Annotated in this window: 19 protein-coding genes and 1 pseudogene; all 20 read left to right on the forward strand. The window is 57.3% G+C overall.

Annotation, left to right across the window (positions count from 1 at the left end):
* Positions 1 to 256, forward strand: a pseudogene (locus O0882_RS28250) (elongation factor Tu); the annotation flags it as partial.
* Between the two features lie 179 nt (positions 257 to 435).
* Positions 436 to 753, forward strand: a complete 318-nt coding sequence (rpsJ, locus tag O0882_RS28255) for a 30S ribosomal protein S10 (protein ID WP_010394389.1) — start codon at positions 436 to 438, stop codon at positions 751 to 753.
* Positions 754 to 1,249: 496 nt separating this feature from the next.
* Positions 1,250 to 4,003, forward strand: a complete 2,754-nt coding sequence (locus O0882_RS28260) for a TonB-dependent receptor (RefSeq protein ID WP_289953356.1) — start codon at positions 1,250 to 1,252, stop codon at positions 4,001 to 4,003.
* Positions 4,004 to 4,148: 145 nt separating this feature from the next.
* Positions 4,149 to 4,994: a DUF817 domain-containing protein gene (locus O0882_RS28265; RefSeq protein ID WP_289953357.1), complete on the forward strand. Its 846-nt coding sequence runs from the start codon at positions 4,149 to 4,151 to the stop codon at positions 4,992 to 4,994.
* Between the two features lie 101 nt (positions 4,995 to 5,095).
* Complete coding sequence (creB, locus tag O0882_RS28270) at positions 5,096 to 5,764, forward strand: two-component system response regulator CreB (RefSeq protein ID WP_289953358.1); 669 nt, start codon at positions 5,096 to 5,098, stop codon at positions 5,762 to 5,764.
* Positions 5,761 to 7,182 carry a two-component system sensor histidine kinase CreC gene (gene creC, locus O0882_RS28275; RefSeq protein ID WP_289953359.1) on the forward strand — a complete coding sequence of 474 codons (1,422 nt, stop codon included), beginning with the start codon at positions 5,761 to 5,763 and terminating at the stop codon, positions 7,180 to 7,182. The genes creB and creC overlap by 4 nt, the downstream gene beginning before the upstream one ends.
* A gap of 87 nt (positions 7,183 to 7,269) precedes the next feature.
* Complete coding sequence (creD, locus tag O0882_RS28280) at positions 7,270 to 8,655, forward strand: cell envelope integrity protein CreD (protein ID WP_289953360.1); 1,386 nt, start codon at positions 7,270 to 7,272, stop codon at positions 8,653 to 8,655.
* 215 nt (positions 8,656 to 8,870) lie between these two features.
* Entirely contained in the window at positions 8,871 to 9,065 is a 195-nt protein-coding gene (locus tag O0882_RS28285; protein ID WP_289953361.1) for a hypothetical protein, read from the forward strand.
* Between the two features lie 304 nt (positions 9,066 to 9,369).
* A complete protein-coding gene (gene rplC, locus O0882_RS28290) occupies positions 9,370 to 10,026 on the forward strand; it encodes a 50S ribosomal protein L3 (protein WP_071079769.1) in 657 nt (218 codons plus the stop codon).
* A 3-nt stretch (positions 10,027 to 10,029) separates the two neighbouring features.
* The gene (gene rplD / locus O0882_RS28295) at positions 10,030 to 10,650 is read left to right on the forward strand and encodes a 50S ribosomal protein L4 (protein WP_034753197.1); all 621 of its coding nucleotides are present in this window, start codon (positions 10,030 to 10,032) and stop codon (positions 10,648 to 10,650) included.
* Entirely contained in the window at positions 10,647 to 10,964 is a 318-nt protein-coding gene (rplW, locus tag O0882_RS28300) for a 50S ribosomal protein L23 (RefSeq protein ID WP_010394398.1), read from the forward strand. Before rplD ends, rplW begins: the two co-directional genes overlap by 4 nt.
* Positions 10,964 to 11,791 (forward strand): 50S ribosomal protein L2, encoded by an 828-nt coding sequence (gene rplB / locus O0882_RS28305; protein WP_010394400.1) that lies wholly within the window; start codon positions 10,964 to 10,966, stop codon positions 11,789 to 11,791. Before rplW ends, rplB begins: the two co-directional genes overlap by 1 nt.
* Before the next feature lie 10 nt (positions 11,792 to 11,801).
* The gene (rpsS, locus tag O0882_RS28310; RefSeq protein WP_008444295.1) at positions 11,802 to 12,077 is read left to right on the forward strand and encodes a 30S ribosomal protein S19; all 276 of its coding nucleotides are present in this window, start codon (positions 11,802 to 11,804) and stop codon (positions 12,075 to 12,077) included.
* The gene (rplV, locus tag O0882_RS28315; protein ID WP_170840583.1) at positions 12,074 to 12,406 is read left to right on the forward strand and encodes a 50S ribosomal protein L22; all 333 of its coding nucleotides are present in this window, start codon (positions 12,074 to 12,076) and stop codon (positions 12,404 to 12,406) included. The genes rpsS and rplV overlap by 4 nt, the downstream gene beginning before the upstream one ends.
* Positions 12,407 to 12,415: 9 nt before the next feature.
* Complete coding sequence (rpsC, locus tag O0882_RS28320) at positions 12,416 to 13,240, forward strand: 30S ribosomal protein S3 (RefSeq protein WP_034753199.1); 825 nt, start codon at positions 12,416 to 12,418, stop codon at positions 13,238 to 13,240.
* Between the two features lie 2 nt (positions 13,241 to 13,242).
* On the forward strand, positions 13,243 to 13,662 hold the full coding sequence (gene rplP, locus O0882_RS28325) for a 50S ribosomal protein L16 (RefSeq protein ID WP_010394411.1): 420 nt from the start codon (positions 13,243 to 13,245) through the stop codon (positions 13,660 to 13,662).
* 12 nt (positions 13,663 to 13,674) lie between these two features.
* Complete coding sequence (rpmC, locus tag O0882_RS28330; protein ID WP_010394412.1) at positions 13,675 to 13,866, forward strand: 50S ribosomal protein L29; 192 nt, start codon at positions 13,675 to 13,677, stop codon at positions 13,864 to 13,866.
* Positions 13,863 to 14,135: a 30S ribosomal protein S17 gene (gene rpsQ, locus O0882_RS28335; RefSeq protein WP_010394415.1), complete on the forward strand. Its 273-nt coding sequence runs from the start codon at positions 13,863 to 13,865 to the stop codon at positions 14,133 to 14,135. The genes rpmC and rpsQ overlap by 4 nt, the downstream gene beginning before the upstream one ends.
* A 253-nt stretch (positions 14,136 to 14,388) precedes the next feature.
* Positions 14,389 to 14,757, forward strand: a complete 369-nt coding sequence (rplN, locus tag O0882_RS28340) for a 50S ribosomal protein L14 (RefSeq protein ID WP_008444317.1) — start codon at positions 14,389 to 14,391, stop codon at positions 14,755 to 14,757.
* Between the two features lie 9 nt (positions 14,758 to 14,766).
* Positions 14,767 to 15,081 carry a 50S ribosomal protein L24 gene (gene rplX / locus O0882_RS28345; protein WP_034753204.1) on the forward strand — a complete coding sequence of 105 codons (315 nt, stop codon included), beginning with the start codon at positions 14,767 to 14,769 and terminating at the stop codon, positions 15,079 to 15,081.
* The last annotated feature ends 6 nt before the right edge of the window (positions 15,082 to 15,087 follow it).

Genomic DNA, 15,087 nt, shown 5'->3' on the forward strand with positions numbered 1-15,087 from the left:
TGTTCTGTCGAAAGACGAAGGCGGCCGTCATACGCCATTCTTCAACAACTATCGTCCACAGTTCTACTTCCGCACAACGGACGTGACTGGTTCGATCGAGTTGCCAGCAGACAAAGAAATGGTTATGCCAGGCGATAACGTGTCGATCACCGTCAAGCTGATCAACCCGATCGCGATGGAAGAAGGCCTGCGCTTCGCTATCCGTGAAGGCGGTCGTACCGTCGGCGCTGGTGTTGTTGCAAAAATCCTGGCTTAATTCTTAAGCCTGCATAAAAGAAGACGCGTCGTCGCCCGGCGCCCTTCTTTTTATTCAACTGCCGGGGTTGGCAAGCATTTTGGTGCTATCATGTCGACCCTGACGGTTGTTGCGTCAGAAATTCCAGTATGACCTCATTGCCGTGCAGACCGCGCGGTTCGTTCTTTTAAGGAAATATCATGTCGGCACCAAACCAAAAAATCCGTATCCGCCTGAAGGCTTTCGATTACAAACTGATCGACCAGTCCGCTCTGGAAATCGTTGAAACCGCGAAGCGCACCGGCGCTGTCGTCAAAGGCCCAGTACCACTGCCTACCCGTATTCAACGTTTCGATGTGCTGCGTTCCCCGCACGTCAACAAAACTTCGCGCGATCAGTTCGAGATCCGTACGCACCAACGCCTGATGGACATCGTTGACCCAACGGACAAAACCGTTGACGCGCTGATGAAGCTGGACCTGCCAGCTGGTGTTGATGTTGAAATCAAACTGCAATAAGAGTTTCAAGGGCGGCTGACAATACCGTAGCACCAGGTGTTGACAGCTGTTCCAGGCCGGCGGGGTGTCCCGCTGCCTGATGATGGGGCCGGGCCTGCTCACAATCGTGAGTGCGCCTGGCCCCATTGCTATTGGCCCGCAGTATTAGGTTGGCGCCCTACATCTTTCACTCTCCCTTTCTCTTTCTCCGCTTTACTTTCTTTTTCTATCGCTATCCAAACTGGCGGACCAGGCCGGCACAGGCCAAATTGATCCCGGAAAACAACAAGTTGGCGGATAAAGTTGGAATAAAACAACAATTGTTAATTTTCCCCTTCCTTGCGTGGCCACAATGTGAGAAATTTGTAATATACGGCGAGAATGTATGACTTTTTTACAAAAACGGTCAACGAGACGTATCGATTTACAAAACGAAAATAATATTTGAGGAGTAGTCTTGAAAAGTACGGTAAACAACAATACACCACGGTTAAAGAAAAGTACGCTTGCAATTGCATTGACATTAGCCTTCTCTCAATACGCCACAGCACAAACAGCTGCCGAGCCTGTAGAAAAACTGCAGCGCGTCGAAGTCACCGGTAGTAGTATCAAGCGTACCGAAGCTGAAACAGCTGGCGCGCTGCAGGTTCTGACCCGCGACGACATCGAGCGCACCGGCCAGACCACGGCGCTGGGCATCCTGAATTCCTCCGCCGCCATCAGCACGTCCCTCGACTCGACAAGCACCAGTTCCGGTGGCTTTGCCACGGGTTCCTCGGGCGTGGGCATGCGTGGCCTGGGCAAGGTCGCCACCCTGGTGCTGGTCAATGGCCGCCGCATTGCACAATACGGCCTGGCCGACAATGCACAACAAAACTTCACCAACCTGGATGCGATTCCGGCTGCCGCCATCGAGCGCATCGAGATCCTGAAAGACGGCGCGTCGGCGATCTACGGTTCCGACGCCATCGCCGGCGTGATCAACATCATTCTGCTGAAGAACTTTGAAGGCGCCAAGATCACCGGCAACTACAAGGAAACCGACGGTTTCAAAGACCAGCGCAACCGCAGCGTTTCCGGCATCATCGGTTACGGCGATGTCGACAAGGATGGTTTCAATACCTACCTGACGTACGAAGGCTACAAGAGCGATGGCTACACCGTCGACAGCCTGCGCAGCCACTATCCTGACTGGCACCGCCAGACCCCGTTGCGTTCGACCTGGGACGCGATGAACTCGTACTCGCCAACTGGCAACTACTTCCTGGGGAGCACGAACATCGTTGCCGCGCCAGGCTGCCCGGCTGACAAGCTCGACCCGAAAGACAAGCTGTGCAAGATGGACCTGTTGCCGTACACCGGCCTGGCAACCAATGCCAAGCGTTATGCGCTGGCCAGCAACACGCATTTTAAAATTGGCAAGTCTATCGACGCCAATTTCGAGATCACCAATGCCGGCGCCAGCAACGATTACATCGTCGCGCCATTCGCCCTGAGCGGCACTTCGACGCCGAGCACCTGGTATAACGCGATGGACGGCAAGATGGTCGGTCCGTTCTACTATCCAAAATTGCTGGTCGGCCACGCCAACAACCCTTACGGCGTACCGGTGGAATACCGTGCCCGTCTGATGGACACCGGCGACGGTTTCAACTTCAACCGCACCGAATCCGACCAGACGCGCGTCATGCTGAGCCTGAACGGTGATGTGAGTGGCTTCGACTGGAAATCCGCGGCTGGCTACATGACCTCGAATGCCACCAAGGCCACCCGTGCAGCCAGCGCCGCTGGCTACACCAATGCCATCGTCAATGGCACGTACAAGTTCGGCCAGCAAAACGATGCCGCGCTGCTGGACTCGATGTTCCCGATACGTACCACCAAGGGCAAGTCGAAGATCGCTTTCTTCGATGCGACCGTGTCCGGTGAAGTGGCGCAATTGCCAGCCGGTCCTTTGAATGTGGCATTCGGTACCGATATCCGCCGCGAAAAGTATGAGATGGCCAGCTCGGACAACGTGCTGCGTGGTGACCTGGTCGGCATCGCCGGCCTGCAGGTCAAGGACACCATGGACCACTACGCACTGTTCGCCGAAGCGACCGTTCCGGTGGTCAAGCGTGTTGAACTGAGCGCTGCAGTGCGTGCCGACAAGTCCACCAACAGCGACGTGCACTTTTCGCCGAAACTGGGCCTGCGCGTCAACGCGACCGACACCCTGTTGCTGCGTGCCACCGCTGCGGGCGGCTTCCGCGCGCCTAACATCGTTGAAACTGGTAACGGCCTCGGTCGTAGCTCGTTTGCCACTAAAGTCAGTGATCCTCGCCGCTGCGCAACCGCCAGTGCCTTGAACAAGCTGGTGCAGAGCAATCCAGCCGTCACCAGCGCCGACAAGGCGCAGGGCAACACCTTCCAGTCCAGCGATTGCTCGGGCGGCGTACCGACCTTCGTGTCGGCGAACAAGGACCTGAAACCGGAAACCTCGCGTTCGATCACCGCCGGTTTCGTCTTCGAGCCGGTCAAGAACTGGACCGTGGCACTGGACTACTACCATATCGAACGCAAGGACGAGATCGGTACCCGTGCCGTGGCTGACATTCTGCGCGGCGAAGATAGCTTGCCTGCCGGTCAATTGATCCGTGTTGATAACTCGGCTTCGGATGCGCAATTCCTGGCACTGGTGAAGAAGTATGCACCGGGCAATACCACCAACTTCGGTGGCGTTGGTTCGATCGGCCTGTTGTACAACCCATACGTCAACAGCGGCAAGACCCGTGCTTCGGGCTTCGACTTTGATGCGGGTGGCCGTTTCAACACCAGTATCGGCCAGGTTCGCCTGAAACTGGAAGGTAGCTACCTGTGGAAATACCAGGAGTTCAGCGTGACCGACAATGCTTATGCTCAGAACATGGCCGGCAACTGGGCCCTGGGTTCGCGTCTGAAAACCAAGCTGCGCGCCAGCCTGAAGGCCGGCTCGTTCGACCACGGCATGACCCTCAACTATGCCAGCGGCTATAGTAACAACGACGATACGTCGCCGACCTACTGCGCCACGAATACCGTCTCGGCAGAGAACATGGCAGCATGCTCGCGCGTCGGCAGCAACACGACGGTCGACTACAACCTGTCGTACAGCGGCATCAAGAACACGCGTCTGAGCCTGTACGTGGATAACATGTTCGACAAGGCGGCGCCAATTCAATGGCGTTCCGGCTATGCTGATACGTTCCAGATGCGTCGTATCGGTGTGACCGCCAGCTACACTTTCTTCTGATCGTCGTCAGCTGACAAGCTTTCGCCCGGCATCATTGCCGGGCGTAGCAAAAACCAGGCCTCGTGCCTGGTTTTTTTTTGCCCTGCCATCGATGCATGGGGGGATATCGCTTTACAGTGCTGCGGCTGGACGATAAAGTTGCCGCATGCTTAATGCCCTCGATACCCACCTGTTAAATGCGACTCCACGTCTGCGCTTGCGCGGCTGGCCGCGCTTCCTGACCGAATTCCTGTATTTCGGCATCAAGGAGGCGAGGTCGTGCCTGTTTGTGGGGCTGTTTTTTGCCGCCGTGTTCCTGGTGCCGCGCGCCGGCCTGTTCGGCCTGCCGCGCTATGACGTGCTGCTGCTGGTAGCGCTGGCGATCCAGGGTGCAATGGTGTGGAGCGGGTTGGAAACGTGGGACGAGTTGAAAGCCATCTGCCTGTTTCATGCGGTCGGCTTCGCGCTGGAAGTGTTCAAGGTATCGGGGACGATCCAGTCGTGGAGCTATCCCGACTTCGCCTACACCAAGGTGTTCGGCGTGCCCCTGTTTTCCGGCTTCATGTATGCGGCTGTCGGCAGCTACATCATCCAGACCTGGCGCCTGCTCGACATGCGGATACGCCACCATCCGCCGTACTGGATGGCGGTGCTGATCGCGCTGCTCATCTACGCCAACTTCTTCACCCATCACTACATCGGCGACTACCGCTGGTATCTTGCCGCCTGCGCGCTGGGCTTGTACGCGCGCACCACCGTGGTGTTCCGTCCGCTCGACCGCGACCGCGGCATGCCCTTGCTGCTCGGTTTCGTGCTGGTCGGCTTCTTTATCTGGCTGGCCGAAAACATCAGCACCTTCTGGGGCGTGTGGCGTTATCCGAACCAGCTTGGCGCCTGGTCGGTGGTGCATGTCAGCAAATGGAGTTCATGGTCGCTGCTGGTGGTGATGACGTTCACCATCGTGGCCCACCTCAAGCACATCAAGGCCAGCATTCACGTCGCCCAGCCTTAGGTCGGGCGGCTTTTTGGCCCGCGCACGGCAAGGCGCGCGATTGACGCCGCTTGCCCGCTTCAGGGATACTCCGGACTTGTCCATTAATGTGTGCCGCCGCCATGTCCAAGACTGTCCTGATCGTGGAAGATGAACAGGCGATCGCCGACAGCATCGCCTATGCCTTGCGCACGGACGGCTTTACGCCGCGCCATGTGACCTTGGGTGAGCAGGCGCTTGCCGTGCTGCGCAGTGAGGCCGCACCGCAACTGGTGGTGCTCGATATCGGCTTGCCCGACATGAGCGGGCTGGAAGTGTGTCGCCGGCTGCGCCAGTTTTCCGAGGTGCCGGTGATCTTCCTGACGGCCCGCAGCGATGAAATCGACCGTATCGTCGGCCTGGAAATCGGCGCCGATGATTACGTCACCAAGCCGTTCTCGCCGCGCGAACTGGTGGCGCGCATCCGCGTCATCCTGCGCCGCGCCTGCGCCGCGCCAGCGGCGGCGCGCTTCGAGTTGCGCGCGCTGGAGGCGAAAGTGCTATTTCACGGCCAGCCGCTGGACCTGACCCGTTACGAGTACCTGCTGCTGAAAACCTTGCTGGAACACCCGGGCCACGTGCTGTCGCGCGCGCAGCTGATGGCGCGCGTGTGGAGCGCGGCGCCCGACACGCTCGACCGTACCGTCGATGCGCACGTCAAATCACTGCGTGCCAAGCTGCGCGCCATCGATGCGCAGGCCGACCCCATTCACACCCACCGTGGCCTCGGCTACAGCCTGGCCGGCGCATGAAGATCGGCCTGCGCATCCTGCTCGGCTACTTCCTGATCGTGGGCCTGGCCGCGTGGTTCTTGCTGAACGTCTTCATGGAGCAGGTCAAGCCGGGTGTGCGCTCGACCCTGGAAGACACCTTGGTCGATACCTCGCAACTGCTGGCCAGCCTGGTGGCGCCCGACTTGAAGGCGGGCACGCTGGCGCAGTCGCCCGTGGCCGAGCGCATGCAGGACTATGCGCGCCATGGCGTGGACGTCAATATCAATGGCGTGCGCAAGCAAACCCTCGATTACCGTATCACCATCACGGACCGGCACGGCATCGTGCTGTTCGATTCCAGCGGCCGCGACGTGGGGCGCGACTATTCGCGCTGGAATGACGTGTATCTCACCTTGCAGGGCAAATATGGCGCGCGCAGCACGCGCAGCCGGCCCGACGACGAGATGTCGACGGTGATGCACGTGGCCGCGCCGATTCGCGACGGCAATGCAGTGATCGGCGTGCTGACGGTGGCCAAGCCGAATGCCAGCGTGCAAGCCTTTGTCGAACGCAGCCAGCGCAAGATATTGCAGCGCGGCGCCATCCTGTTGCTGCTGTCGTTGCTGATCGGCCTGGCATTCGCCTGGTGGCTGCACCATGCGCTGGGCAAGCTGATGCATTACATCGGCGACGTGGAAGCAGGGCGCAAGGTGGCGCTGCCAGCGCTGGGCAGGGACGAGATCGGCACCCTGGGGCGGGCGCTGGAGGCGATGCGCACGCGCCTGGAAGGCAAGGAATACGTGGAGCAGCTGATGCACACCCTGGCGCATGAATTGAAAAGCCCGATCGCCGCCATCCAGGCATCGGCCGAGCTGCTGCAGGAAGACATGCCGCCGGCCGAGCGGCGCCAGTTCCTGACCAGTATCCTGGAACAGAATGCGCGCCAGCGGCAACTGATCGACAAGTTGCTGGCCCTGGTGCGCGTGGAAAAACAGCAGCGCCTGGATAACCCCGAGCGCATCGCGCTGGGGCCGCTGCTGACGCTAGTGGCGCAGGACGCGGCCGCCACCCTGGCGGCGCGCGGCGTGCGCCTGCAGGTGCACGCCGACGAGGGGAGCGTGGCGGGCGATGCTCTGCTGCTGCGCCAGGCGCTGGGCAACTTGCTCGACAACGCGGCCGGCTTCGCGCCACCGGGTAGCGGCATCGACCTGACGGCGCAGCGCCACGGCAGCCAGGTGGAAATTGCCGTGCGCGACCGCGGTGAGGGCATCCCCGCGTATGCGCTGGAGCGCGTCTTCGAGCGCTTTTACTCGCTGCCGCGCCCGAGTGCCGGCAAGAGCACGGGCCTGGGCCTGCCCTTCGTGCGCGAGGTCGCTTCCCTGCATGGCGGCACGGCCGAAGTGCTCAATCATCCCGATGGCGGCGCCTGCGCGCGCCTGTGCCTGCCGCTGGCTTAGCTCGCATTTATTTCCAGACTTCACACGCAGCGCATCATCAGCGCATATGATTTTTCTACACTGGCCTCCTTACTTCAAGGATGCGCCATGCAAAAAACTCTCTTCGTCAAAGCGTTGATCGTGTTCGGCCTGATGTTGCTGATCGGCCTGCCTCTGCTGATGATTCAGGAAACGATCAAGGAGCGGATGGAATTCCGCCAGGAAGCCGTCAACAGCATCGCCGCCGATTCGGTGCGCGAACAAACCATCATCGGTCCCATCCTGGTGATCCCCTATACGGAGCAATATGAAGAGCGCGTGGAAGTGGCCAAGGGCGATGACAGGGAAGCGAAGTCGCCCGTGCGCACGGAGTTGCTGCGCCGCACGGTGCAGCGCCGCTTGCTGGTGTACCCGAACTTTTTGCTGCAGGAAGGCACCATCGAGACCGACCGCCGCTACCGTGGTATCCACCAGGTGCTGGTCTACAGCGGCCAGCATGCGTTCAAGGGCGACTTCACGGTGCCGGCCGGCAGCCAGCTGCCGCGCAAGTCGCCGGACTCGCGCGTGACCCTGGGTGCGCCGTTCGTGGCCCTGTCCATCGAGGACGTGCGCGGTATCCGCAACATTCCGAAAATCGACTGGGGCGGCCAGAAGATCGAGTTCGAGCAGGGCACCGACCTGTTTGCCTTCCGCAGCGGCCTGCACGCGCCGCTGGGCGCCATGCCACTGGCGGCGCCGCAACAGGTGAAATTCAGCTTTGACCTGGGGCTGGACGGTATCGAACGCCAGCATTTCGTGCCGGTGGCGAAAAACAGCCAGGTCAGCATCAAGTCGAACTGGCCCCATCCGCAGTTTGGCGGGCGCTTCCTGCCGTCGCCGAAATTTCGCCAAATCAACGCCGATGGCTTTCAGGTCGAGTGGAGCATCTCCTCGCTGGCCACGAATGCGCAAACGCAGCTGAGCACGATCGAGGGGGAATTCAAGGTGCCCGACAGCGCGCCGCTGGGCCAGATCGACCGCTTCAGCGTGGGCTTCATCGAGCCGGTGAATGTGTATTCGCAATCGGACCGGGCCACCAAGTATGGCTTGCTGTTCGTGGCGCTGACCTTTGCCGCCTTCTTCATCTTTGAAATCCTGAAGAGCTTGCCGATTCACCCGGTGCAGTACCTGCTGGTGGGCCTGTCGCTGGTGATCTTCTTCCTGCTGCTGGTGGGCCTGGCCGAGCACATCGCCTTCCTGGCCGCCTACCTGATCGCCAGTGCCGCCTGTATCGTGCTGACCAGCTTTTATCTGGTGCACGTGCTGCACAACGCTTGGCGCGGCATCGGCTTCGGCGTGGGGCTGACCATGCTGTATGGCGCCCTGTATGGCTTGCTGAGCTCGGAAAACAATGCGCTGGTGATGGGCAGCATCCTGTTGTTCGCCGTGCTGGCCGCCATCATGGTGGCGACGCGCAAGGTGGACTGGTATCAGATTGGCAAGGGCGCCCAATAAACTGGCGCGATCGCGTGGCGTATAAAAAACATTGCTGATTTGGTAAATAAGTGGTTCTAAGTTGGTATTGTTTACGGTACTCTTTGGTATTGATTTCCGCAAAACACGGAATTGCGTGCAGTGGCGTACCTGAGTGGTAGGGTGGCGGCAGGAAGGATGGCTTGCCGCTACCGGGCAGTTCCTTTCATCCCAACATAAAATCTGGAGACAGCACCATGATCAAGAAACTGGCTTTTTTTCTCTTCGCTTGCGGACTAAGTGCCGGCTACGCGTATGCTGCAACGAGCGAGGATGTCTCGCAATGCCGTTCGCGCTGCGACAGCAGTTATGTCGGCTGCACCAATTCGCTCGGCGGCAGCCCGATTTGCCGTGATTTGATGCAGCATTGCCTGGAAGGCTGCAACCGCTAGACCAGCAGCTGGCGTGGCGCATGGGCGCGGACAGGGCGACAAGCCCGGTTCGCGCCTTTCTTTTTGTGGCGCCAAGGCGCATGAATGGCCGCTTTGCGTTGGGGAGTGGGTAGTTTTAGGCAACGCTGAACAACTCCCGCAGGGGCGTCGCGCAACACTTTGACATACCTCGTGTTAACTTGTTGCGTCAAGGGTTTTTGTGCTATATACTAGCCGGCTTCGGTATGGATTCGTCTTTTTTGGATCCTACGTTACTTTGTAGTTAAACAAGCCCCGCCCAATCGCAGGTGGGAATGGAGAAAAAATGAGCCTAGGCCTTCTCGGTCGCAAGGTTGGTATGATGCGCATTTTCACGGATGAAGGGGATTCGATCCCGGTCACCGTGTTGGACGTATCGAACAACCGTGTTGCGCAAATCAAAACCCCTGAAACAGATGGCTACTCCGCTGTTCAGGTCGCATTCGGTCAACGTCGCGCTTCCCGCGTGACCAAAGCTGTTGCTGGTCATCACGCTAAAGCTGGCGTTGAAGCCGGTACTCTGTTGAAAGAGTTCCGTGTCGATGCTGCTAAAGCCGCTGAACTGAAAGCTGGCGATGTTGTCGCTGCTTCCCTGTTCGAAGTCGGTCAAAAGATCGACGTGCAAGGCGTTACCATTGGTAAAGGCTATGCAGGCGTTATCAAACGTTATCACTTCTCTTCTGGCCGTGCAACGCACGGTAACTCGCGTTCGCACAACGTTCCAGGTTCCATCGGTATGGCACAAGATCCAGGTCGCGTTTTCCCTGGTAAGCGCATGACCGGTCATCTGGGTGACGTTAACCGTACGATCCAGAACCTCGTGATCGCCCGTATCGATGCCGACCGTCAGCTGTTGCTGGTCAAAGGCGCGATTCCAGGTGCGAAAAATGGCCAGGTAGTTGTCTCGCCAGCCATCAAAACCAAAGCCAAGAAGGGAGCTTAAACGATGGAACTCAAGCTTCTGAATGCGCAAGGTCAAGCCGCCTCGAACGTTGCTGCAGCCGATACGATTTTCGGCCGTGACTACAATGAAGCGCTGATCCACCAAGTCGTCATCGCGTATCAAGCGAATGCACGTAGTGGTAACCGCAAGCAAAAAGACCGTGAAGAAGTTCACCACACGACGAAAAAGCCATGGCGCCAAAAAGGTACCGGCCGCGCTCGTGCTGGTATGTCGTCGTCGCCACTGTGGCGCGGCGGTGGTCGGATTTTCCCGAACTCGCCTGACGAAAACTTCACCCACAAAGTGAACAAAAAGATGTATCGCGCAGGTATCTGCTCGATCTTGTCGCAGCTGGCTCGCGAAGAGCGCCTGATCGTCATCGACGATCTGACGATCGACGCGCCAAAGACCAAGCTGTTGTCGCAAAAATTGAACGGCCTGGGCTTTGATTCGGTTCTGATCATCACCGACGTTCTGAACGAAAACCTGGAACTGGCATCGCGCAACCTGCCTAACGTACTCGTCGTTGAGCCACGTCACGCAGACCCGATGTCCCTGGTGTTCTACAAGAAGATCCTGGTCACCAAAGCTGCATTGGCCAAGATTGAGGAGATGCTGGCATGAGCGCGATTTTGAAACATAGCGAAGAACGCTTGATGAAGGTGCTGTTGGCGCCCGTGATTTCCGAGAAGGCCACCATGGTCGCGGAAAAGAACGAGCAAATTGTATTCCGCGTACTGCCGGATGCAACCAAGCCTGAAATCAAGGCAGCGGTCGAACTGCTGTTCAAGGTTGAAGTTCTGTCCGTGCAAACTGCAAACCGCGAAGGTAAGCAGAAACGCACCGGCAAGTTCAACGGTCGTCGTAACCATACCAAGCGTGCTTTCGTGTGCCTGAAGCCTGGCCAGGAAATCAACTTCTCCGAGGAGGCTGCATAATGGCACTCGTTAAGATGAAACCAACCTCGCCAGGCCGTCGCGGCATGGTAAAGGTGGTGAACCCAGACCTGTACAAAGGTCGTCCGTTCGCTGCCCTGGTTGAAAAGAAATCCAAGACCGCTGGTCGTAACAACAACGGTCACATCACCACCCGTCATATCGGTGGTGGTCATAAGCAACACTATCGCTTGATCGACTTCAAGCGCACCAAAGATGGTATTCCAGCGAAAGTGGAACGTATCGAATACGATCCAAACCGCACCGCGAATATCGCTCTGTTGTGCTACGCCGACGGCGAACGTCACTACATCATCGCAACCAAAGGCATGGCCGTTGGCGACAGCGTGATGAACGGTTCGGAAGCACCGATCAAATCGGGTAACTGCTTGCCAATCCGTAACATCCCAGTCGGTACCGTGATGCATTGCGTCGAAATGCTGCCAGGTAAAGGTGCCCAAATGGCACGTACCGCTGGCGCTGGCGTTGTGCTGATGGCACGTGAAGGTACCTATGCTCAAGTGCGTCTGCGCTCGGGTGAAGTACGTCGCGTGCACATCGAGTGCCGTGCAACGGTTGGTGAAGTCGGCAATGCCGAGCACAGCCTGCGTAAAATCGGTAAAGCTGGCGCGATGCGCTGGCGCGGTGTTCGTCCTACCGTTCGCGGTGTGGTCATGAACCCGGTCGATCACCCGCACGGTGGTGGTGAAGGTAAAACAGCAGCTGGTCGTCATCCAGTTTCGCCATGGGGCCAACAGACCAAGGGTAAGAAAACACGCAGCAACAAGCGTACGACTTCCATGATCGTCTCGCGCCGCGGCAAGAAATAAGGGGTAGCACATGACACGTTCATTGAAAAAAGGGCCGTTCTGTGACGCCCACCTGGTGAAAAAAGTTGAAGCCGCGCAAGCAGCCAAAGACAAAAAGCCAATCAAAACCTGGTCGCGTCGTTCGACAATCATGCCTGACTTTATCGGCCTGACGATCGCGGTTCATAACGGCAAGCTGCACGTGCCGGTTTATGTTTCCGAAAACATGGTTGGTCACAAGCTCGGCGAATTCGCACTGACCCGTACGTTCAAGGGCCATGCAGCTGACAAAAAGGCTAAGAAATAATGGAAACTAAAGCTATCCTCAAAGGTGTGCGCCTGTCGGACCAAAAGGGCCGCCTGGTTGCTGACCTGATCCGTGGCAAGAAAGTTGACGCTGCACTCAACATCTTGCAATTCAGCCCGAAAAAAGGTGCTGCGATCATCAAACGCGTTCTGGAATCCGCTATTGCGAATGCCGAGCACAATGATGGCGCGGACATCGACGAATTGTTCGTGAAAACGATCTACGTCGAAAAGGGCCCGGTCCTGAAGCGCTTCACCGCGCGTGCAAAAGGCCGTGGCGACCGTATTTCGAAACAATCCTGTCACGTTTACGTGACTGTCGGTAACTAAGGAGCCACGATGGGTCAGAAAATTCATCCAACCGGTTTCCGTCTGGCGGTCACCCGTAACTGGGCTTCGCGCTGGTATGCAGGCAACGGTAATTTCGCTGCCATGCTGAACGAAGACTTGAAAGCACGTGCTTACCTGAAAAAGAAACTGAAGAACGCATCCGTTGGTCGCATCGTTATCGAGCGCCCGGCCAAGAACGCGCGCTTCACGATCTACAGCTCGCGTCCAGGCGTGGTCATTGGTAAAAAAGGCGAAGACATCGAAGTACTGAAGTCGGCGCTGACCAAGATCATGGGCGTACCTGTTCACGTGAACATCGAAGAAATTCGCAAGCCAGAAATCGACTCGCAACTGATCGCCGATTCGATCGCTCAGCAGCTGGAAAAACGGATCATGTTCCGCCGCGCCATGAAGCGTGCAATGCAAAATGCAATGCGCCTGGGTGCTCTCGGTATCAAGATCATGTCGTCCGGCCGTCTGAACGGTATCGAAATCGCGCGTAAAGAGTGGTACCGCGAAGGCCGCGTGCCTCTGCATACCCTGCGCGCCGATATCGACTACGGTACCAGCGAAGCGTCGACCACCTACGGCATCATCGGTGTCAAGGTGTGGGTATACAAAGGTGACCGCGCGCCTAACGGCGATGCACCAGTCATCGATACCCCAGCTGACGAGAAGAAAAGCCGCGGCCCACGCCGTGACGATGGCAAGCCAGCTGGCCGTCCACGTCCAGCCGGTGCCGGTGCGAAACCATCCACAGCACCAGGTGCACGTGTGCGTACCGCCGCTAAACCGGCCGCCGCAGCAGCACCAGCTGAGAAAGCAGGAGAATAATCATGCTGCAACCAGCACGCAGAAAGTATCGTAAAGAGCAGAAAGGCCGTAATACCGGTATTTCGCACAGCCGCGGCACCGCCGTGTCGTTTGGCGAATTCGGTCTGAAGGCAGTTGCGCGCGGTCGTATCACTGCGCGTCAAATTGAAGCGGCGCGTCGTGCAATGACGCGTCACATCAAGCGCGGTGGCCGTATCTGGATCCGTATTTTCCCGGACAAACCGATTTCGAACAAACCGGCTGAAGTCCGTATGGGTAACGGTAAAGGTAATCCTGAGTACTACGTCGCTGAAATTCAGCCAGGCAAAGTACTGTACGAAATGGATGGCGTTGATGAAGCGCTGGCACGGGAAGCTTTCCGTCTTGCCGCCTCTAAACTGCCACTGGCGACGACGTTTGTCATCCGCCAAGTCGGCCAATAATTGGAGTTGTATATGAAAGCATCTGAACTCCGCGGCAAAGACCAGCCAGCTCTGCAAAAAGAGCTGAATGACTTGTTGAAGGCACAGTTCGGCCTGCGTATGCAAATCGCTACGCAGCAGCTGAGCAACACTTCGCAGCTCAAGAAGGTACGCCGCGATATCGCGCGTGTGAAGACGGTAATGAATCTGAAGGAAGCCAAATGAACGAACCAGTGAAACAGTCGCTCAAGCGCACGCTGATCGGTAAAGTGGTTTCGGACAAGATGGACAAGACCGTTACCGTTCTGATCGAGCGCCACGTAAAACATCCTTTGTATGGCAAGATCATCATGCGCTCGAACAAGTATCACGCGCATGACGAGACCAACCAAGTCAAGGCCGGTGATACGGTCGAGATCCAGGAAGGTCGCCCGATCTCCAAAACGAAGGCATGGACGGTAACACGTGTGGTTCAAGCCGCACCAACCGTTTAAATAAAATCCACCGTTTCGGCGGTGGCTTTTAATTAGTACTTGCAGGCCCGCAAATTGTATGTAATACTTGCGGGCTTCGTTCATGTAACGCCGCAAAGTGTCTGGCCACAGACAGTAGCATTCGCGGTCAGTTGATGTATGAAGGTCATGCACCCAAACAGTGAAGCCCAGCAGGGCGGCTCTGGCGGGACCAAGACTGACCGTGGGTCTACATTGTGTGGATTCTTCGGCTTAAGTTGGGAAAGAGAATACTATGATTCAAACTGAAAGCCGGCTCGAAGTGGCTGACAATACCGGTGCCAAAGAAGTAATGTGCATCAAGGTATTGGGCGGCTCCAAGCGCCGTTATGCTGGCATTGGCGATGTGATCAAGGTAACCGTTAAGGTTGCTGCGCCACGTGGCCGTGTCAAAAAAGGTGAAATTTATAACGCCGTGGTTGTGCGCACCGCTAAAGGTGTTCGCCGCCAAGACGGTTCCCTGGTGAAGTTCGACGGCAATGCCGCCGTTCTGTTGAACGCCAAGCTGGAACCGATCGGTACCCGTATTTTTGGACCTGTCACACGCGAACTGCGTACTGAGAAGTTCATGAAAATCGTGTCCCTGGCACCGGAAGTCCTGTAAGGAGTCGTAATGGATAAGATTCGTAAAAACGACGAAGTCATCGTTCTGACCGGGAAAGACAAGGGCAAACGTGGTGTGGTACAGCAGCGTATCGATGCTGAACATATCGTGGTTGACGGCATTAACATCGCTAAAAAAGCGACTAAGCCAAACCCGATGACTGGCGTAACTGGTGGTATCGTCGATAAGACCATGCCAATTCACGTGTCCAACGTTGCATTGTTTAATGCAGCGACTGGCAAGGCAGATCGCGTGGGTTTCAAAGAAGTGGACGGCAAGAAAGTTCGCATCTTTAAATCCTCCGGCGAAGTAGTGAAGGCTTAAGAAATC

The organism is Janthinobacterium sp. SUN073 (assembly GCF_030397665.1).
Lineage (GTDB): Bacteria > Pseudomonadota > Gammaproteobacteria > Burkholderiales > Burkholderiaceae_D > Janthinobacterium.